This window comes from Roseomonas chloroacetimidivorans (genome assembly GCF_049629625.1).
Classification (GTDB): Bacteria; Pseudomonadota; Alphaproteobacteria; order Acetobacterales; family Acetobacteraceae; genus Roseomonas; species Roseomonas chloroacetimidivorans.
On record NZ_JBNBZS010000091.1, the window covers coordinates 1 to 18,850 of the forward strand.

Consider the following 18,850-nt stretch of genomic DNA (forward strand, 5'->3'; position numbering starts at 1 on the left):
AGCTTGCGGGCGTTGCCTGCGTCATTCGCCACGCGGCTCGCAAAGGCGCCTCCCTGCAGCTGTGGAATGCGCCCGCGAGGCGCTGTGGAACGATACTCGGCAGCCGCCGCCTTCGCGGCCGCCATCCGTGTCTTCCCGCTCTCCAGGATGGCGCGCTCGAACATGGAGCGCATGGCAGTCGCCTGCGCCTCCAGGTCGATGCCGTCCTCGGCCGCCTCGGCGGCTATCTGCTCGTCCGTAGCGTTCAGGATGTCGTCAATCAGGGCGTCCTCGAGGCGCCGCATCGCATCCCTGTCCTTCGTCGGCCCCTTGCTCATGGCTGGCCCCCCTCGGCCTGCAGCTTAGACAGTCGCCGTCTGATCAGGCGGCGCTTGCTGGCATATGCCTTTGTATCCAAATTCGTGAGGCCCCGCAGCGCCTCGCCTTCCATTCCGTCGAGCATGCCTTCGAGCAAGATTTGCGCGTCGAAGTCACCAGCAAAGACCGCGGTGACCCTCTGCTTGAGCCTGCCTGCCGCCTGCTCCTCGGCCAACGCCTCCTCGGGGGTCGAACCGGCATCGGCCATGTCGATCGCCAGGGCGCCAGAGCCGTCGTAGATCGACGTGGCCCGCCGCGTCGGGGAGCGCTCAACCTTAGCACGCTGCCCGTGGGCGACGCTCTTCATGACCCCCGCCAGGAACGGCATCAGCGGCACCCCCTGGCGCCAGGGTCGGCCGCCATCGAGAACGCGCAACATCGTCTCCTGCAAGAGCTCATCCTCCTTGCCCCTCCCCCCGGCAGTCAGGACGGCCGCTATCTTGCGCAGCCGCGCCCAGCCGAGGGCGTCCAGGCTCCCCAACGCGTCGCTGATCTCGTGGGGCTGGCGGAACGCCCCGCCCTCGTCAGCCTCGGACGGCGGCTCGTCCATCTGCAAATCCTTATGCGCGGCACGTCGGCCGGGTCGGACACCGCACCAATCCCACCCACGAAAAAAGAGTCGGTCAACCGGCGATTGATGTCCGAGCGGCCGCGTCGCCCGCGCATGGAAGGGCAGAGGCGCAACCCGCCATGGATGCAGACCAGAAGGACCCAAGGAAGATGACGACAGCCAGGATTACCGTGTTCCCCCTGGGGAACGCCGACACGACCCGCCTGGACCTGCGGGACGGCCGCAAGCTGCTGGTCGACTATGCCAACATGCGGAACCCGGAGGACGCGGCGGACAAGCGGATCGACCTCCCGGCCGAGCTCCGCAAGGACCTGAACGCCGCTCGCCGCGATTCCTTCGACGTGGTGTGCTTCACCCACCTGGACGACGACCACGTCCGGGGTTCCAGCGACTTCTTCTGGTTCGACCACGCGGCCAAGTACCAGGGCGGCGACCGCATCAGGATTGAGGAGCTCTGGGTTCCGGCGGGCGCCATCACCGAGGTGGGCTGCGAGGACTGCGCGCGGGTCATCCGCGAGGAGGCCAAGCACCGGCTGGAGAAGGGCTACGGCATCCGTGTCTTCTCGCGGCCCGACGCCCTGAAGGGGTGGCTGGCGACGAAGGGCCTCACGCTTGAGGACCGGGCGCACCTCATCACCGACGCCGGTCAGCTGGTGCCCGGCTTCAGCAAGTGGGGCGTGGAGGGCGTCGAGTTCTTCATCCACAGCCCGTTCGGCTTCCGCCGCAACGAGCGGGAGGTCGAGGACCGCAACCAGGACAGCGTGGTGTTCCAGGCGACCTTCCGTGAAGGCGGCAAGGACACCCGCGCCCTGTTCACGGCCGACATGACCTGGCCAGGCCTCCAGGACATCGTGAACATCACCCGTGCCCACGGTCATGACGAGCGGCTCCACTGGGACATCATGAAGCTGCCGCACCACTGCTCGTACCTCTCCCTGTCCAGCGACAAGGGCGAGAACCACACGACGCCGGTGGAGGAGGTGCGCTGGCTGCACGAGGACGCCGGGCAGCACCGGAGCCTCATGATCTCCACCAGCAAGCCCATCCCGGTGCTCGGCACCGAGGAGGACAAGGATCCGCAGCCGCCGCACCGGCAGGCCGCCAACTACTACAAGAGCGTGCAGAACAAGCGCGACGGTGACTTCGTGGTCACCATGGAGCGGCCGAAGGCCAAGCCGCGGCCGACGGAGGTCGACATCACGGAGCGTGGCGCGGTGCTGCGCAGCGCGGTCTCCGCGCCCGCGGTGGCCATCGCCTCATCGCCGGTCAGGGCGGGCTGACCATGGCGCTCCACCCCAAGCTCGAAATCCTTGGTGCGGCCGTGGCACCCCAGGAGCTGCGGCTTCCCCGTGCGGCGGCCATGGCGGCTTACCTCGCTTCCGGCGACCACGACGACGTCCAGCTGCTGGAATCCCGATGGCGCCAGGAAGACGGCCTGGAGACCGTCGTGTTCGAGGTCCGGGCGGAGCGCCCCCAGGAGATGGTGGCTGACATCCACCGATGGGAGCCGGTCGCGGTCGTGTTCACGGCCAACGACGACAGGCAGCCCTTCCTCTTCGCGGCGCGCGAGGACTTCCCCGAGGTGCCGCACCAGAACGTCGTCCCGGCCGGGTGGATGCGCAGCCCGTGCGTGGACGACCGTCCCTGGGCCGAGGCGAGGTCCACCTGGACCCCGCTGGCGTTCCTGGAGAGGGTCCGGTGGTGGATGGGCGCTGCGGCCAGCGGTGGCCTGTCGGACCAGGCCCAGGCCATCGACCCGCTGTTCGTCTCCTCGGGACCGGACATCGCGATCCCGAGGGCGTTCCTGCAGCCTGACACCCCAGCCGGGAACATGACTTTGCTCGCTGGGGCGGGCATGGAGGAGACCGCGCTCTACCACCTCCGCCCGCATGCCGCCCGGGATGGCGGCGGCCAGGGAGCGCTCAGGCTCATCCCCGTTCGCCTGCCCCCGCAGACGATGCGGGCCGTCCGGTCGGCGCCGAGAACCCTGGCCGAACTCATCGCGGCCTTCCGCGACTGCGGCTTCGACCTGCTCGCGGCGCTTCGCGAGGCGGCGCTGGACGTCCTGAACCCGCCCTACTGCAACCCGACGCGCGTCGCGGTGCTGCTGGTCGCCCCCATCGTCCGCACCGCCGACGGCCCCGTCGCGGCGGAGGACGCCAGGGCCTTCGGCATCCCGCTCACGCTGGGTGAGCTTGGCGAACGCCTGGGCACCATCGTCAGGAACCCAGGGTACAGCGCCGCGGACCCCAGGAAGCCTTCACCCTACGGCCGTTCCTTCCCGCCCGCGGATCCGGAAGGGCTGGAAGCCATCAGGATCGACAGCCTGCCGGTTCACGCCGAGTTCGACCGGGAGCTGGCGCGCGAGTGCGCCGGGCTGGCGGCCGCCGACGCCCGCCACGTCGTCATGGTCGGGGCCGGTGCGGTTGGGTCCCATCTGGCGCAGGCGCTGGCCCGCGAAGGCCGGTTCCGCTGGACCATCGTGGACGACGACCACCTGCTGCCGCACAACCTGGCGCGGCACACCCTCGGGCGGTACGAGCTCGGCGACCGCAAGGCGACCGCCCTCGCGGCCAAGGTCGCCGAACTCCTGGGCGAGAGCGACGCCGCCCGCGGACTCGCCTGCAACGTCCTGTTCCCCGGCGACAGGGCGCCGGAGCTGGACGCCTCGCTGGCCGAGGCCGAACTCGTTATCGACGCTTCGGCATCCGTGGCCGCCGCCCGCCGGTTGTCGGACGCGGCTGGCACCGCGCGGCGCGCGTCGGTTTTCCTGAACCCTACCGGAACCGCGTCAGTGGTGCTGTCCGAGGACGCCGCCCGCGCCACGCGCCTCGACGCCCTGGAGGGCCAGTACTACCGCCACCTGCTGCGCGAACCGCGCCTGCGTGGCCATCTCGCGCCGCCGGATGGCGGCCTGCGGTACACCGGCGCCTGCCGACACGTCAGCAGCCGCATCCCGGAGACCAACGTCGCCGCGCTGACCGCCCTCGCCTCCCGTGGCCTCACCGCCTCCCTTGACGGCGATGCCGGGAGCATCGGCGTTTGGACGCTGGATCCGGACGGGGGGGTCTTCGTCTCGAAGGCCGTGGTGAGGACCACGTGGCGCGTGCCGGTGGCCGATTGGACGGTCGTCTACGATGAGGGACTGCTCGACCACCTCAAGGCGGCACGCGACGCCGCGCTACCTGCCGAGACCGGTGGCGTCTTGGTTGGCATCGTGGATGTCGCCCGGAGGTCCATCGTCGTCGTGGACGCGCTCGCGCCGCCGCCTGACAGCGTCGGCAGCCCGACCCAGTTCGAGCGTGGCGTGGACGGCCTGCTCGGCAGACTGGCCGACATCCAGTCGGTCACGCGGGACCAGGTTCGGTACGTCGGCGAGTGGCACAGCCACCCACGCCGCCACAGCGCCATGCCCAGCCAGGCGGACGTCACGCAGCTCATCGGGCTGCACGAGGAGCTCGGCCGCGAGGGAATCCCGCCGGTCATGATGATTGTGGGCGAGCGGGACGTCGCCCTGATCTCCGCCACCAACCCCGCAGGCGCGGCCGTCCAGGCCAACGATACGAGCAGTCAGGACCATCAGCAGTGAGTAAGCCGCCTTCTCTTGTCCTCAATCACACTAGTGCGGCGCATCAGGCAGGCTCGCGTGCTTTGGACCGTTTCGGGCGACTGCATTATCTGGGTTATAGCGTCCTCGAAACCACATGTGGGGGCGAGAGAAGCATCCGCTCCAATCGACAGGGAGCGGATAAGTGAGGGATGGAGAATTGCGCATCGGCCTGAGCCTTTCCGGCGGTGGTATTCGCGCGGCGGTGTTTCACCTCGGGGTCCTTCATCGATTGGCTGTCGATGATCTTTTTGAAAAAATAGCTACCCTGTCGACCGTTTCTGGAGGAAGTCTGGTCACCGCTGCGTTGTTCGCGCATTCATCCATGCAATGGCCCTCCTCGCCGCAATACCTAAATACGACCTACCCCAAGCTCCGGGAACTCATCACCTCCAAGGATCTCTTCAGCCTGAATGCACTCGGCTGGGCAGGTCTCGTCCGCGAGGGCCGTCGCGTGTTGTTCTCTCGCGCCGCTCTCCTTGCTGATCTGCTGGAAGATCGTTGGGGTGTCACCGGTATGCTGGCCGACTTGCCGGCAGAACCAACGTGGGCGATCAACGCAACATGCATTGAAACTGGAAAGAATTGGCGCTTTTCGCGACGCGAAATGGGAGACTGGCAGTTCGGCCGACACTACAATCCCAATTTTAAGACTGCTCAAGCCGCAGCTGCCTCGGCTGCCGTGCCGTATGCGATTGGTGCACTGGGCCTTGATCTCCCTGTTGAAGGTTGGCACAGAACGAATCCGGCGACACGACAGCCGCTCGGAAAAGCCACACCGCCCTATAAGCGCGTGCATTTGTGGGATGGGGGAGCCTACGAGAATTTAGGCCTGGAGTTCCTTTACAAGCCTGGTGAGCCGCTTCGGGGTTGCGACCTTTTGATCTGCAGCGACGCCTCAGGGCCTTTACTACCTCCAACCAAACTTTCATTCCGGAAAATCATCAGCGGGCAGCTCTCGTCTCCCCGGCTTTTCGATATCGCAAGTGACCAGATCAGGGCGCTACGGTCGCGAATGCTCGTCCGCGATCTCGAAGCGGGAAATGTGCGTGGAGCTTTGATCAAGATGGGGAATTCGGTACGTGACATTGACGTCCAGGTAGGCCGCAACAGGACCGATTACGATTTGTTTCTGTCGGATGAGGAAGGCCGGTTGGCTCTCGGGCACCCTACGGATCTGAGATCTCCCACGCTTGAACTGTTCGACCAGATCGCGCGTCATGGCTTCGAGGTGGCCGACGCAACTTTATCAGCCCGGCTCCCCACAGAGTTCCCAGTACCTCGTGTTTGGCAACCCACATGAAAAGCATTGTCACCCGCTTCCGAGCTTACCAACTTGGTTGTCCTGGTTCATCGTTCTCGTTCTTCGCCAATGGCCAATTTACGGTTCTAGAGGGGCGTCTCACTGACTATAGCCGGAAGTCATTGACATATGAGATGGCACGTTGCGGAGTGGAATGCGCCAGCACTCTACATATTACAAGCTGGGATGCAGATCACTGTAATGCAAAAGAGATAAATGACCTGCTTGGTCTGATCCGTCCAGCTAAGATTGAGTGTCCAGGCTACGATCCCCACACGGCAAACGCCATGACGTGCATCGAAGTTATAAATAATTACCGCGCAGCCCGTGTTCGGTCCAATCGTCCTGCCGAAGTTCGGCTGATCACGCCCGCCTACATCGACAGCCTGGATCGGGCCGAAGAGCTTGCCTTCAAAGACACATTTCTCAATCCCATTTTGATCAACCCGAATTGCCCAAACGACAATTCGACTGTTAAACACTTCAGGACCGGAAGCTTCAACGTCTTGAGCTTGGGAGACGTCGAGGATCGACTCATCTCAGCCCGCCTCAGGCGACAGAAGATACTCAAAGAACAGACGGACGTGATGATCTTAGCCCACCACGGTGCGGACAATGGGTTTACCAACAAACCGTTCATAGAGCGCGTTCGTCCCCACCTCGCGATCTGCTCTGCAGATTACTCTAATAAGTACGATCATCCTCGTGATGAAATTCGGGAGCTTCTTTACAACTATGGCGTTCGTCTAATGACTACGAAAACAGGTGACGTCGTCGTCAAGTCCATTGGGAATCACAACGGTCGCTTCAGGGCTGTTAACCTGAAGGGAAATTCTTCCGAGATATCCTCGACATGCGAATTTGTTTCTAAGAAGTCCGCAATACTCTCTCACAATGCCGACACAATTCGCCAGCGTTTGCTGCCACGACCGAACTATTTGAAGTTTCGCTGAGGCATCGCGGACGCGAGATGAGTTGGATAGGACATATGCAGCTCACAGGCGTGAAGATCTGGAAAGCGTTCCCTCCTGCGAGCTACCCAACGTGGCTGAGCGACCGGGGTGAGCGCCAAGCTGCTGGCCCATACTCCGCGAATGGACGGCTGCTCCGCCTTCCAAAGCGGACTTCGAGAGGCCGGGCACGATGGTCTGATCAGGGTCGTTCTGAGCTGTAGGCGTCCCTACACGCGCGCTACGCGCTGACGTCCAAGCGTCGCAGCGTCAGCCTGCGGCGCGGCAGCCGACTTCGCGGCCCGGCCTGTGGCTGCCACCCCCTGCCAGTAATGCGTCGCGGCCGAGGCTTGTACCTGCACCGGCTGAGGTCCGGCGCCGGCCGGTGTGGATGCTTCCGCCCGGCGCGGCGCCGGGTCGCGGGACTGGTTAGAACCTTTGATGTCGGACATACCGCTTCTCCTACTCCGCCGCCTGCCTGTGAAAGCGGCTGGCCCCGATCGCCGCCCGCAGCTCGGGGCGGCGGAAGTAGATTGCACGCCCGCAGCGCAGGGGCTTGCAGCCGCGAGCGAACACGAACGCCTCGTCGCCGCGCACGTCCTGCATCAGCTCATCCGGCCGGATCAGGGCGCGGGCCATCTCGTGCCGGTTCATGCTGGTGCCCTTGGAGCGCGACCCGGCTTCCAAGGGCTTTCCCTGGCTGCCGCTGTTGTGGCCCTCGCTCTCGGCCAGGACCGAGTGCCCGCCGGCCGCGTCGGAGACCGACTTCGCGGTGTCGGTGTTCTGGACGGCGGCATACATTCGCCAGCTCACGCTATCGAACCATGCGTTGCGGCCTTGCCGCCCCCATTGCTCAACGAGCTGGTCTTCGGCTTGGTAGAGCAGTTGCAGCGTAATCCCGTACTTGCGGCCGGCGTCACGGGCGACCTCCAGGATCTTCATCGGCCCGAGCCGGCGGACCTCATCGAGCATGAACAGCACTCGGCCCTGCACGTCGCCGTCCGCCTCGTAGAGCGCGTTCAGCAGCGCGCCGACGAGCACGCGCCCGACCGCGGGGGTGTCGCGCAGCACCTTGAGCGGGATCTGCAGGAACACCGTCAGCTTGCCCTCTGTCAGCTCGGCGGTGCCGCAGGAGGGTTCCGTGCCCTCAGCGCCGCCCGAGACAAGATCGGCGTAGGCCGCGACCGAGAGCCAGGCGGTGTCGCCCGTGGCGTTGCCGTAGATGCCCGAGAAGGTCTCGGGGACGATCTTCTTGATGGTCCCCGCTATGTCGCGGGCCATGGGGCTGTTCGACCCGGCGTGGATCCCTTCCAGCACGTCGCGCATCTGATCCTCGGGGGTGACGATGCCGGCCCGGAGCGTGCGAAGGGTCTTGGCCGCCGCGGGTATGGTGTCGTCCCACAGCATGTGCGCGAGCAGGCAGGCGACGAGCTGCTTGCCCCAGTTGCGGAAGAACTTGTCGGCGTCGGAGCTGCCGCCCTCGGCCTCCCCAAAGATCCAGCCCACGACGGCGTGGACGTTGGTTTCCGCGAGCGGGTGGGTCACGTCGATCCAGTCGAGGACGTTGATCCCGCCCGGCGTGCCGAGTTCCAGGGAGACGACCTTGTGGCCCATGCCCTCGCGGGCCACGGCGAGCATCGGCCCCAGCTCGCGCGAGGGATCGAGCACGACGGCGGCACCGGTCCAGTGGACGAGGGTGGAGGCGGCTGAGACGGTCTTGAAGCCGCCGGAGCCGGCGAACACCAGGCTATGCGTCGGGCCGATCTTGCAGGGGTCCACCAGCAGCGCGGCCTTGCCACCCTGGCCCCAGGTTTCCCGCTTCTCTGGGTCAAAGGCGAGCTTGGCCACCTTGTCCTGATCCACCCGGTAAGCCTCGCCCACGACTACGCCGCCGAAGTCGGGGTGCGGGCCGGGAAAGCGGTCGCGGGCCTCCTTCATGCTCATCCACTCGGCGTGGCCGTGATTGTCGGTGCTGCCGCGCACGACCTCGCCGGGGCGGGTGACGCGTCCGCCGCGGAGCTGCACCAGGCGGTAGACCACCAAGCCGAGGAACACAGAGGGCGCCCCGGCGCCGAACATCAGCCAGCGGCCGACGATGGGGTTAGGCGGGGCATAAAGGGCATAGCTCCACCACTGGCCGATCCAGGCTGTCCCCTGGAAGGGAAAATAGCGGACCAGGCCGGTGCCCCACAGGAACACGGCCGAGGCCGCAGCGGTCCAGAGCAGGGCGAGGATGGCCAGCAGCAGGCCCCAGGCCACCAGGCGGCTGGGAGAAGGGAGACGGCGACGGTCGCTCATCGCCCTGGACTCAGGCGTCCTGATGCTGGACGGCTAGACGCAAGACGTACAGCGTCCATCGTATATCTCTCTTCCAGCTCGATGCAGGGCATTCCCAGGCGGTTCACGCTAGGCGGCGCGCAGCAGGTCGGCGGCGGCCTCGCCGCGGCGGGTGGCGTCGTCGGCGAACCAGACCTCGCGGATGGAGTAGGTGCCGGCGTCGTTGTGCAGGGGCACGATGGCATCCACGGTGCTGCCGATCATCGTGGCCAGGGTGTCGTCGCCGTAGGTGGCGCCCTGCGGGGTGCCCTTCACCAGATTGAACAACCGGCGCATGGCCTGCGGCGCGTCGGCGCCGTGGATTGTCGTGAGGCTGCCGGGGTGCCCGGTCATCACCTCGTTCAGGTACACCCAGGCCGCGTCGTCGCGCAGCTCCTGCAGCAGCACCCGGTCGGGGCGCATCCGCAGGGTAGCTTGTAGCAGGGCGTCGGCGGTGACGCCGCCCACCGTCAGCCCGCCCTTGGAGTAGAGCAGGCGGACGGCGTTGCCGTGCGGCACCACCAGCTCCAGTGCGTCCTCAATGGTCAGGATGCGCTCGGTGCGCGGGATCTCGGAGGTGAGGGTCTTGCTCAGGGTGGTCTTGCCGCCGCCCGTGGCGCCGCAGAACAGGATGTTGCGCCGGGCGTGCACCAAGCCTCGGAAGAAGGCCACGGCGTCGCCCGCGTCGAACAGCCCGAGTAGGTCGGCGCTGTCAGCCTGACGCTGCTCGCGGCGGTGGTCCCAGCGGTTCCAGCGGGAGGTGTCGTAGCGCTCGGCCAGGTCGGACAGGGCGGCCACGGTATCGCTCGGCCGGCGGAAGGTGAGCGACACGGTGCCGGGCGGCACGGCAGGCGGCAGCACGACCTGCAGGCGGTGGCCGCTGGGCAGGTCGGTGGAGCACAGCGGGTGCTCGGCGCCGACGTTCTGGTTCCGCAGGGCGCCTGCCAGGATCGCCACGCCTTCCAGCATGTCGAAGTCCAGCTCGGGGGCGGCGTGCCGCTCGAAGCGCCCGCCCTGGCGCAGCCAGAACTCGCCGGGCCGATTGACGCACAGCTCCTCCGTCCTGGGATCAGCCAGGGCGCCGGCCACGGGGGCGAGGGCGAAGTCCAGTTGCGCCGCGGCGTACATCATCGGCCGGCCTCCCGCGCGAAGGCGAACCAGAGCTGCGCCGGATCGTGGATCGTGGGTGCATCCTCCGGGACCGCACTGGGCAGGCGTTTCGCCTGCCCTGCCGTATTCCCGCTCCCGACCGGCGCCGTGGCGGCCAGGCTGAGGGCGAGCTGCACCCATGCATCTCTCACCGACTGACGAGCCGGTATACGTCGGAGAAGTCAAGGTTCCTCGCGACGAACACGGTCATGGGCTCCCCCTGGTTCCGACGCAGGGTAGAGGGGATGTTGATGTCGGCTTCCAGCGCCTGGCTGGTGGCGCGCTGCCCGCCGGACTGGAACTGGTTGAAGGTGACGCCGCTGCCGTTGTTCAGGGCGTTGCTGGCGACGGTGGCCGCGGCCTGCAGACCCGTGTCGAGGAAGGCGAGCAGCATGGCGCCGCGGAACCGCTCGAAGAAGTGGCTATTGACCTCGCCGTCCAGCCCGGCCTGTCCCATCACGTCGGCGCCGGGGCTGTTCAGCTCCATCTGCACGCCGCCGGGCGTCAGGGCCTGGGTCATCACCACGAACAGGCGCCGCGAGCCGCGGGCCAGGCCGGATCGGACCTCGCCCACGATGCGGGTCCCGCGCTCCATCAGCACGACCGTCCCGGTGGATCCCCGCACGTCGACGGGGGTGATGCAGGAGAAGAAGCCGGCCACGGTGCTGTCGATCGGCATCTCGGGGATGCAGGCGATGCGAGTGCCCATCGGCACGGTCAGCTCGGGGTTCCGCAGCACGGTCGCGCGCGCCGCGGCCAGGCGGGAGGGCCGCAGGCGCGAGGACAGCGCGTCATCGGGCTCGGCCGTGCCACCGGGGACTGTAGCAGGCACCCCGGACCGGGCGGCACGGGGGCCGTCCGGACCGTCCGCCACGGGCTGCGCGGCCGGCGGGGCGGCGCGGTCCTCGTAGCTCATGATCGGGGTGGGGTTAGGGGCTTGGTGCCCGCCACCCCCGAAGGCCACGGCGCTGGGGGCGTTCGGCATCGGCATCCCCAGGGCGGCCGGGGTGGCCGGGATCGGCATGGCCGCGACCGCGGGGGGCGGCGTCGGGGGGACGGCCGGCTCGGGCATCGGCCGGTAGGGCACGGAGCGGCTGGCCTCGGTTATCGGCTGCTCGCGCTCGCGCTCCGGGGCCGGCTTGGACGAGGGCCACATCGCGACCAGGCCGCAGGCTGCGAAGATGCCGACGCCGATCAGCACCTTCTCCCGACCTGTCAGCAGCCGCCGGCCGCCGGCGACGGGGGAGACGGGATCGTTGGAGGCGGCGCCCCCTTCCACGGCGTCGCTCACCGCCTGATCTCCCGCACCACGTCGGGGCTGGTGGTGCCGGTGCCGGGGTTACGGCCGCTGGCATCGAACGCCCGGTTGAGGATGCACAGCACCAGGCCGCCGTCGCGCAGCCGCAGGGCCGGGCCGGTCTGGTGGACGGTGATGAGTCCAGATGTGTTGGCTGAGTAGTTCACGGCCGCCTCGCGCCCGTCCGCGAGAACGGAGAAGATCGCGGGCACGCGCCGATTACCCGGGAAGCGCAGGAAGGTGGATTGCCCGTCGTCCCACACCTCGGCCGGCGCCAGCTCGCGGTCGCCTTGGCCATCGTAGTTCCAGTTCATCACGCCAGGCGTCGCGGGGTTGGTGCTGGCGAGCATCAGGCGCTCGCGCGCCTGACGTTCCTCCCGCTCCTTGCGGCGGGCCGCAGCAGCGGCGGCGCTGGCCTGGTGCCGGACTTCGGCCGCGGCTGCCGCAGCGGCGCGTTCCTCGGCCGGATAGGTGAAGCGCACGAGGTAGTAGGTATTCGGCGCCTCCGCGGTCAGCGGTCCCTCGCGGGTGGAGAGTTCGAAGGTATAGGCCCGCATGACCTCGCGCCCGGTGGTCGGGTCAGTGCTGCGGCCAATGATGAAGAGCGGCTGCGGGTCGAGATCCCGCAGCGGTTTGATCATCACGAAGTTGCCGCGGACGGCGGTGAACAGGTTCCGGTCGGTGGAGGCGCCACGGCCTGCTCCGGCCCGCTCTGAGGGCGCGGGGCCTCCAGCCATGGCGAGCGGGCCGGTGCCGAGGCCTGCGGGCTCGGGCGGGTCCAGGAGCGTCTGATCCGACACCGGCAGGCCGGCCACCGTCTCGCCGGGGGCGAGCTGGAGGGTGAGCGTCGCGCCGGGAACGGCGTAGAGCTTGACCACCTGCTGCGGGTCGTAGGCGATCACCCGAACGCGGGGGTCGCGCCCGGCCGGGGCTGGGGCCTCGTCAGCGGCGGCCGGGGCGCCCCAGGCCAGCGGCAGGGCGATGGTCGCGGCCAGGACCAGCCGCAGGGCGAAACGGGTGCGTTTCATCGGGCGTCCCCCAGGGTCGGTACGCCCTCGCGCTCGGGGGGACGGTATTCGGTGACGAGCACGCCCAGCGGGTTGATCGTGGTCCCATCGGTGAGGGCGATGTTCTGGCCGGCGCGGTAGCGCAGCGTCGTGACCCAGGTGGAGACTACCGGCGGCCGGCCATGGGCGCGCTCGGTGCGGCGAAAGCGGAGCTGGTAGATCTCGTCGGCCTGCGCCGTGTCGTTCGGCAGCAGGGCGCCGCTCAGCTGCTCCACGGTGACGGTCGCGCGCGTGCCCCATACGGCCTGAGGACCGGGGGGAACGGTGAGGTTGAACCACTCCTGGAAGGCGCTCCGCACCTGCGGCGCCGACATGTGGCTCACTACGTCGTAGGCGTACTGGGCCTCACCGGAGGACCAGCCCTCACGGAGGCGGACGTACTGGAACAGGGTGGCGCGCACCGCGCGCTCCTGCACCGCGGCCGGCAGGGCGTCGCCGTGGACCACGGTGGCCATGCTGCCGTCCGGCTGCGGCACGGCCACGACCGGCACCACGCGGACAAGCGGAAAGAGCTGGAGGGCGGCGAGGGCCTGCATCCCGACCACGCCCAGCAGGCCGACAATCGCGACGGTCTTGCCGGTGCTGATGCGCCTGGCGCGGCGGGCCTCGCGCGCCTGACGGGCCTGCGTCTCGGCGTAGAGGCGGTTCAATTCGCTCCGCGGGATCACCACGGCGGCGGCCATCTCGGCGTCAGAGGGGCTACCGGCGGGCGAGGCGGACGGCGGCACCGGCTGGCCGGGCGCAGAGATGGCATTCACCGCACGACGCTCCCGGCCGGGGCGACCACGGGCGCGGCGGCGAGGGGGGCCGGCGGTACCATGCGGGTTGGGTTGAGTTGGAATACCTCGCCGCGGCAGGCCGGGGCCGCAGTGGTGCCGGCACAGGCGGCCAGCGCCAGCAGGGACAGCAGCAGGGCGGACTTCATCGGGGCTCCAAGGGAACGGAGGGAGAGGGGGGGGCATGGCCACCGGATCATTCCGCAGCCTGGGTGTTGGAACTGCTGCGCATCCGGCGATAGCCGGCGGCAACACCCCGGCCGATGCCGCGGCCGAGCGCTTTGCCGCCCGCGCCCACGCCGGTCCCGGCGAGCGAGGCGGCTCCGTTGGTCATGCCGGCGGCCGACTGCGTGAGGGGGGCGAAGGAAGCCGCGAGACCGCCGCCGATGGAGTAGGCCACGACCGTCAGGCTGGCGATCAGAAACAGGCCACACCAGTACCAGGCGCCGACTTGCAGGAAGGCGCCGATCTTCTCGTCCAGGCTACCGCCGGGGTTGGCCTGTGCCGCGCGGACGTAGTTGTTGAAACCGCTCATCAGCATCTGCAGCATGACGCTAACGCTCACCTGCACTAACGTCAGCGACACGAGCTTGCCCACCCAGCGGTCCACGTAGGTGCGCGTCGCATCGAACAGGTAGAGCCCGATCAGGAACGGTCCGAGGGCGATCACGAAGCCCATCAGTACACGGGCGACAATCCACATCAGGAAGATCACGACTAAGGCTATGAAGGAGATGCCCATAAGAGCTCGAATTACGAGGCGCTCACCGAACTGCGTGTAGCCCGTCGCCTCCGCGAGCATGGTTGCCGCAATGCGCTGCGTGGCACTCCACAGCGCGTCAAATTGTGCGGCCGGGGCGTATGTAACGCCACCAGTCAGCGCAGATCCAATTGTGGAAGGGATATCTTGCAAGAATAGGTCGCGGACGTAGGTGTTGAACGTACCTGCGGAGGTCAGCAACGCAGCTACTGCCATGATCCGAAAGACGCGCCCTGCGAGCACGCTCTTGTCCATACGACCGGTGAGGACGAGCCAACCGGAAATCAGGATGAACAGCGTGGCAGCAGCGCGGACCTGCGGCCGAGCCCAGGCAAGCCCACTGCTGATAACGCCGTTGACGGCGGCAATGAGGTTCGCGTCGAAAGCGGCGGAGACGTTCTGGAAGAACTCACCGGCCACGGTCACGCTCCTCGGGATAGCGGTCGAGCTGGTGGCAATCACGCAGAAAAATGGAGCTGCCTGGTCCTCGCTCCTGGCAGGCTTTCTTGAGGGCCTGGAACCCAAACGGGTTGGTGCGAGGGTTGTAGTCCGGTTCCGGCAGGCCACTACTGTCCGCAGGCGGCGCTTGGCGCCCTTGCCTTACGGGCGGCAGGGTATTGGGGAGCGGCTGACCCATGCGCGAAGCACCCGCTGCCTCCGCGTTCTGGCACTCCCAAGTCGCGGCCAGACGTGCGTCGCGCTGACAGCGCCGCAGCGTCTCATCGAGGATCTGTGGGTGAGCCTGGAACCAGGGCACGTCGTGATTCTCGCGCGACCGCTGCGCGAGGACGGGCGCGGTGCCTAGGGTCACCAGGGCGAGCACGAGCACCGCGCCGCGCATCAGTTGTCCCCCAGCGGCTGAAGGCTGTCCCGGTACCTCTCCGCGCTCTGCCGCTGGGCCTCCTCGGCTCGCAGGAGGTCGCCCTGTTGCTGGGTGGCCGCCATGAGCTGAATCTGGGCAAGCTGCTGCTGCTGTGCCGAGAGCAGGGCGTGCTCCGCCTGAATGCGATTGTTTAGGGCGGCCGACGCCTGGATATCTGGCTGGCCGTCAATCTCGGTCATCAGTTCGCGGAGCCCCGCGATGCGCTGCTCCGATTGCCGCATCCCCTGCAGGGCAGCAGCCTGGACGTTGCCCAGACGCTGCGCCCGGCGGGTCAGCTCGGTCGCGGAGAAGTCGGTACCCGAGGACGAGAAGAAGCGCAGGTTGGCCACCTGATCGGCGGCACCGGCCAGGCTCCCCATGCCTGTCATCGCGCCGCCGATCTGGTTGGCTCCGAAGCCGTTGGCCACGCCGCCCAGGCGGCTCGCGTAGGTGGAAACGCTGGTGGTGTGGGCCAGCACGTTATAGGTGGCCTGGAGCTGCTGATACTGCTGCTCCAGCTGTCGCACCGTCGCGACCGCCTGCGCCACCTGCTGGTAGAGCTGGGAGTTGGTGATCTGCGCCTGCGCGTTCGCGAGGGCGTCCGTCACCGGGATCTGCGCCCTGGCCGCGCCCGGCACTGTCAGGGCCAGGGCGGCGACGGCCGCCCCTGCCAATAGGGTCCGCTTCATGAGTTGCGTCTCCATCAGGTCGCCGCTTCCAGCAGGCGGCGGTGGAACTCGGGCAGGAGCGCCGACGGCTCGTCGGTCCCCAGCTCGCGCCGGATCTTCCGCAGCAGGCGGACGGTGCCGACCTTGCCGCTCAGCACCGCCAGGTGCGCCCCCATGGCCGGGGGCAGCTCCACCCGGCAGACCACGGAGCCGGCATCGCGCTTGATCAGCATGGAGCGCGGCCCGGCTGCAATATCCTCGGTCACGGCACGGTACTCGCCGGGGGTGCAGTGCAGGCTCTCGGAGCCGTCCCCCACGTCGCAGTAGGCCGAGCGGCTGGCCGACTGGTTCGGGAACAGGACCTTGGTCGGCATGTTGCTGACCAGGGTGGCGCCGATCGGGTGGCGAAGCACCTGTTGCGGCTGCTGGGTGGCGATGATGAGGGCGCCGTTGCCCTTTCGGAGGGTGAGGGCGAAGTCCTCGAACGCCTTGGCAAAGCGCTCGTCGGGCAGGTAGGCCCAGAACTCGTCGGCCGCGAGCACGAAGCGCCGGCCGTCAATCACCGAGCGGACCCGGTGCAGGAGGTAGGAGGCGGCCGGGCCCCGCACCGTCTCGTCCTCCATCAGCGCGGAGAAATCCACGCCGACTAGGCCGGCGTCGGGATCGAAGGCGTCGGCCTCGCCGTCGAAGGCCCAGCCGAGATCGCCGTCGCGGCCCCAGCGTTCCAGGCGCTTGCCGGCGCTGCCGGCGCCCTCTCCCACCAGCCAGGCGCACAGGCCGGCGATGGAACGCAGGTGGGGTGGCATCCGCATCTGGAAGGCGATGGCCTTGGAGAGCCGGCGCAGCTCGATTGCGTCGGGCTGCGGGCCGTCATCGGCGCGGATCAGCCCCACCACGAAGCGGAGCAGCCACACCCGCGCGTCGGGAGTATTCGGCAGCGCCCGCATCGGCACCAGGCCGCTATCCTCGCCCGCGCGCAGGGTCAGGTAGCGCCCGCCCATGGCGCGGACAAGGATTTCGTTGGCGTTGTCCTTGTCGAACATTACCACGGTCCCGGTCGGACCCGTCACCCGTTCCAGGGCGGCCACCAACATCCCGAGGAATACCGTCTTGCCTGACCCGGAAGGGCCGAAGATGGCCATATGCGGCAGGCCGCCGACGTGCAGCGACAGATCGAAGCCGGTGTTGGCCGAGGTCAGCAGCCGCATCAGGGGCGCCCCCCACTCCGGGGACGGGCCGCCCCGCGGGTAGCCGTCCAGGGACGAGAAGCCGACGAAGTTCCGGGAGGAGATGTCGCCTGGCCGGGTGCGCCAGGCGGCGTTCCCGGGGAGCTGCGCCCAATAGGCGGCCTCCGTCCCCAGGTCCTCGACGGCGACGCTGGCGCCCGCGTTGGTCAGGGCGGCGCGGACCTCGCCCGTGCGGCGTTCCAGCTCCGGCAGGCTGTCGCAATGCAGGGCGACGGAAACGTGGTGCGAGCCCATCGTGGCCTGGTTGGAGGCCACGTCGTCCATGGCATCGTGCAGCGCGTCTATCTGGCTGAGCGCCCGGTCGCCGGCATTGGCCATCTGCGCCTGCTTGCGGGCGAGGCTGCCGGTCGCAGCGGCGCGGGAGTGGAAGCGGAAGGAATTGGTCAGCACCACCCGGCAGTCGGCCGAGAGCAGGTCGTTGAGCATCCCCGGCCGGGTGCGGTCGGGGTATTCCTTGAACCCCAGGAGGGTGCCGAACGAGGGACGGCCGGGGGTGCGGACCTCGAAGCCGCGCCGGCCGCAGATCACCCGATCCGTGTAGATGGAGCCTCCGAGGGAGCCGCTGACCATCGGCACCGGTAGGAAGCGCGCCGTCAGGAACAGGCGCAGGGCCTCGCCGATCTCGGAGAACAGTACGCCGCCGGCCTCGCGCACGCCCAGGCGGACCGGCCCCATCTCGGCGTAGGCCTTGGCCAGCACCAGCATCCGGTCGTCCAGGGTGCGGATCAGCTCGTCACTGGCCGTGGTGGCGGCGGCTTCCTTCCGGCGGCCCAGGCGCGAGCGCAGGGTGTTGAGGCCGCGCGTCACGGGGGCGCGGGGCGTCACGATCACCGAGACGAACCACTCGTTGACCCGCTCCCACCCGTCCAGCACCTCCCGGCGGTAGGCGTTCTCAAGATCGGCGGCGAAGGCGCTGCGGTAGCTTCCGGCCGGCAGTGGCGCCACGCCGTCGTGCCGCACCATCGTCTCCACCACCGTCAGGGTGTCGTCGGCAATGTTGCGCAGGACCGCGTTGCGGAAGCGGTGCCGGCTGTTGCGCCGGGCGTGCTCCTCCAGCGCGAAGGGCGCACCCACTAGCCGAAGCATCCCCATCACGGACCCGTCCGTCCGCAGCACCGCGTCGTCCCGGACGTGGCCGACGAAGGGCACGTAGTCGTCGGCGCCGCGCTCGGACCAGCCGGACAGCGAGAGGAAGGGGTTACGCATTGGACATGCCGCGCGGTCCCCGCGCGCTCCCCACGGGCAGGGGGGCGACGGAGGCGCCGCCCCAATCGGCGCTGTCGAGGGCGCGGGCGCTGGTGTTGAGCCAGAGCACCGCGACGCCAACCGCGTTGTAGTCGCGGGCGACGAGGAACCGGGCGGCGATCCAGACAGGGGCGACGAGGGCGAGCGCCCAGGCCACCCCGGTCAGGCCCTTGAACACCACCTGCACCTCGGCCCCGATCACGAAGAGGGCGAGGGCCAGCGGCAGCGGCAGGCCCCACATGAGGGCCGGCCGCGTCGCCGCGACGTGCAGGGGATCCTCGGTCAGGGGTTCCACGCCACGCAGATCCTCAGAAGCCGAAGTAGCCGGCGATGGTGTCGGCGTTGGCCAGGATCAGGCCGCCGGCCACCACGGAGGCGATCACGCCGACCGAGAAGCGCATGACGAACAGGCCGATGGCCACGGCGATGATGCCCATCATGACGAGGCCACGGGCCACGTTAGTCATGAACCACTGCGTCAGGCTGTTGACGACGCCGGAGCCGCCGCCGCCCACCTGCGCGTGCGCCAGGTCGGGCAGGATCAGCGCGGCACAGGCCACGGCGGCGAAGAGGGCGACGTTCCGCGCGTTCGGGGAAAGGGTCATTCTGCGGTCCTCGGGGGCTCGGTGGCGGTGGCCCGCTCGGCGCCCCCCGACGCCGCGGGAGCCTCACGAG

At 68.4% G+C, this 18,850-nt stretch carries 20 protein-coding genes; 4 read left to right on the forward strand and 16 right to left on the reverse strand.

The features are described 5' to 3' along the window. The coding region (locus ACO1BU_RS31075) for a hypothetical protein (RefSeq protein WP_424139828.1) at window positions 1–317 on the reverse strand (317 nt) is incomplete at its 3' end. After that, window positions 314–907, reverse strand: a complete 594-nt coding sequence (locus tag ACO1BU_RS31080; protein WP_424139829.1) for a hypothetical protein — start codon at window positions 905–907, stop codon at window positions 314–316. The genes ACO1BU_RS31075 and ACO1BU_RS31080, both read right to left, overlap by 4 nt. Window positions 908–1,077: 170 nt before the next feature. On the opposite strand from ACO1BU_RS31080, the gene ACO1BU_RS31085 reads away from it, so the two are divergent. From ACO1BU_RS31085 to ACO1BU_RS31100, 4 genes are all read left to right on the forward strand, one after another. Further along, complete coding sequence (locus ACO1BU_RS31085; RefSeq protein WP_424139830.1) at window positions 1,078–2,208, forward strand: ComEC/Rec2 family competence protein; 1,131 nt, start codon at window positions 1,078–1,080, stop codon at window positions 2,206–2,208. A 2-nt stretch (window positions 2,209–2,210) separates the two neighbouring features. Continuing rightward, window positions 2,211–4,517 carry a ThiF family adenylyltransferase gene (locus ACO1BU_RS31090; protein ID WP_424139831.1) on the forward strand — a complete coding sequence of 769 codons (2,307 nt, stop codon included), beginning with the start codon at window positions 2,211–2,213 and terminating at the stop codon, window positions 4,515–4,517. A 178-nt stretch (window positions 4,518–4,695) separates the two neighbouring features. Beyond that, complete coding sequence (locus tag ACO1BU_RS31095; RefSeq protein ID WP_424139832.1) at window positions 4,696–5,838, forward strand: patatin-like phospholipase family protein; 1,143 nt, start codon at window positions 4,696–4,698, stop codon at window positions 5,836–5,838. Next, window positions 5,835–6,791, forward strand: coding sequence for a ComEC/Rec2 family competence protein (locus ACO1BU_RS31100; protein ID WP_424139833.1), 957 nt, complete (start codon window positions 5,835–5,837; stop codon window positions 6,789–6,791). The genes ACO1BU_RS31095 and ACO1BU_RS31100 overlap by 4 nt, the downstream gene beginning before the upstream one ends. A gap of 227 nt (window positions 6,792–7,018) precedes the next feature. Here the strand turns inward: ACO1BU_RS31100 and ACO1BU_RS31105 are convergent, their stop codons facing one another. The 14 genes from ACO1BU_RS31105 to ACO1BU_RS31170 all read right to left on the reverse strand — a co-directional run bounded on the left by ACO1BU_RS31105 (window position 7,019) and on the right by ACO1BU_RS31170 (window position 18,780). Further along, window positions 7,019–7,240, reverse strand: a complete 222-nt coding sequence (locus ACO1BU_RS31105; protein WP_424139834.1) for a hypothetical protein — start codon at window positions 7,238–7,240, stop codon at window positions 7,019–7,021. Between the two features lie 10 nt (window positions 7,241–7,250). Then, a complete protein-coding gene (locus tag ACO1BU_RS31110; RefSeq protein ID WP_424139835.1) occupies window positions 7,251–9,086 on the reverse strand; it encodes a type IV secretory system conjugative DNA transfer family protein in 1,836 nt (611 codons plus the stop codon). A 108-nt stretch (window positions 9,087–9,194) separates the two neighbouring features. Continuing rightward, window positions 9,195–10,235 (reverse strand): P-type DNA transfer ATPase VirB11, encoded by a 1,041-nt coding sequence (virB11, locus tag ACO1BU_RS31115; RefSeq protein ID WP_424139836.1) that lies wholly within the window; start codon window positions 10,233–10,235, stop codon window positions 9,195–9,197. Further along, window positions 10,232–10,390, reverse strand: coding sequence for a hypothetical protein (locus ACO1BU_RS31120; RefSeq protein ID WP_424139837.1), 159 nt, complete (start codon window positions 10,388–10,390; stop codon window positions 10,232–10,234). Before ACO1BU_RS31120 ends, virB11 begins: the two co-directional genes overlap by 4 nt. 11 nt (window positions 10,391–10,401) lie before the next feature. Next, on the reverse strand, window positions 10,402–11,544 hold the full coding sequence (locus tag ACO1BU_RS31125; RefSeq protein WP_424139838.1) for a TrbI/VirB10 family protein: 1,143 nt from the start codon (window positions 11,542–11,544) through the stop codon (window positions 10,402–10,404). After that, the gene (locus ACO1BU_RS31130) at window positions 11,541–12,578 is read right to left on the reverse strand and encodes a TrbG/VirB9 family P-type conjugative transfer protein (protein WP_424139839.1); all 1,038 of its coding nucleotides are present in this window, start codon (window positions 12,576–12,578) and stop codon (window positions 11,541–11,543) included. Before ACO1BU_RS31130 ends, ACO1BU_RS31125 begins: the two co-directional genes overlap by 4 nt. Then, complete coding sequence (locus ACO1BU_RS31135; RefSeq protein WP_424139840.1) at window positions 12,575–13,375, reverse strand: VirB8/TrbF family protein; 801 nt, start codon at window positions 13,373–13,375, stop codon at window positions 12,575–12,577. The genes ACO1BU_RS31130 and ACO1BU_RS31135 overlap by 4 nt, the downstream gene beginning before the upstream one ends. Beyond that, a complete protein-coding gene (locus ACO1BU_RS31140) occupies window positions 13,372–13,542 on the reverse strand; it encodes a hypothetical protein (protein ID WP_424139841.1) in 171 nt (56 codons plus the stop codon). The genes ACO1BU_RS31135 and ACO1BU_RS31140 overlap by 4 nt, the downstream gene beginning before the upstream one ends. 47 nt (window positions 13,543–13,589) lie before the next feature. After that, the gene (locus tag ACO1BU_RS31145) at window positions 13,590–14,573 is read right to left on the reverse strand and encodes a TrbL/VirB6 family protein (protein WP_424139842.1); all 984 of its coding nucleotides are present in this window, start codon (window positions 14,571–14,573) and stop codon (window positions 13,590–13,592) included. Continuing rightward, entirely contained in the window at window positions 14,563–14,994 is a 432-nt protein-coding gene (locus tag ACO1BU_RS31150; protein ID WP_424139843.1) for an EexN family lipoprotein, read from the reverse strand. Before ACO1BU_RS31150 ends, ACO1BU_RS31145 begins: the two co-directional genes overlap by 11 nt. Further along, window positions 14,994–15,704 (reverse strand): type IV secretion system protein, encoded by a 711-nt coding sequence (locus tag ACO1BU_RS31155; RefSeq protein ID WP_424139844.1) that lies wholly within the window; start codon window positions 15,702–15,704, stop codon window positions 14,994–14,996. The genes ACO1BU_RS31150 and ACO1BU_RS31155 overlap by 1 nt, the downstream gene beginning before the upstream one ends. 14 nt (window positions 15,705–15,718) lie before the next feature. Further along, the gene (locus tag ACO1BU_RS31160) at window positions 15,719–18,136 is read right to left on the reverse strand and encodes a VirB4 family type IV secretion/conjugal transfer ATPase (RefSeq protein ID WP_424139845.1); all 2,418 of its coding nucleotides are present in this window, start codon (window positions 18,134–18,136) and stop codon (window positions 15,719–15,721) included. Continuing rightward, window positions 18,129–18,470: a type IV secretion system protein VirB3 gene (locus ACO1BU_RS31165; RefSeq protein WP_424139846.1), complete on the reverse strand. Its 342-nt coding sequence runs from the start codon at window positions 18,468–18,470 to the stop codon at window positions 18,129–18,131. Before ACO1BU_RS31165 ends, ACO1BU_RS31160 begins: the two co-directional genes overlap by 8 nt. A gap of 13 nt (window positions 18,471–18,483) precedes the next feature. After that, on the reverse strand, window positions 18,484–18,780 hold the full coding sequence (locus ACO1BU_RS31170) for a TrbC/VirB2 family protein (protein ID WP_424139847.1): 297 nt from the start codon (window positions 18,778–18,780) through the stop codon (window positions 18,484–18,486). Window positions 18,781–18,850: the final 70 nt, after the last annotated feature.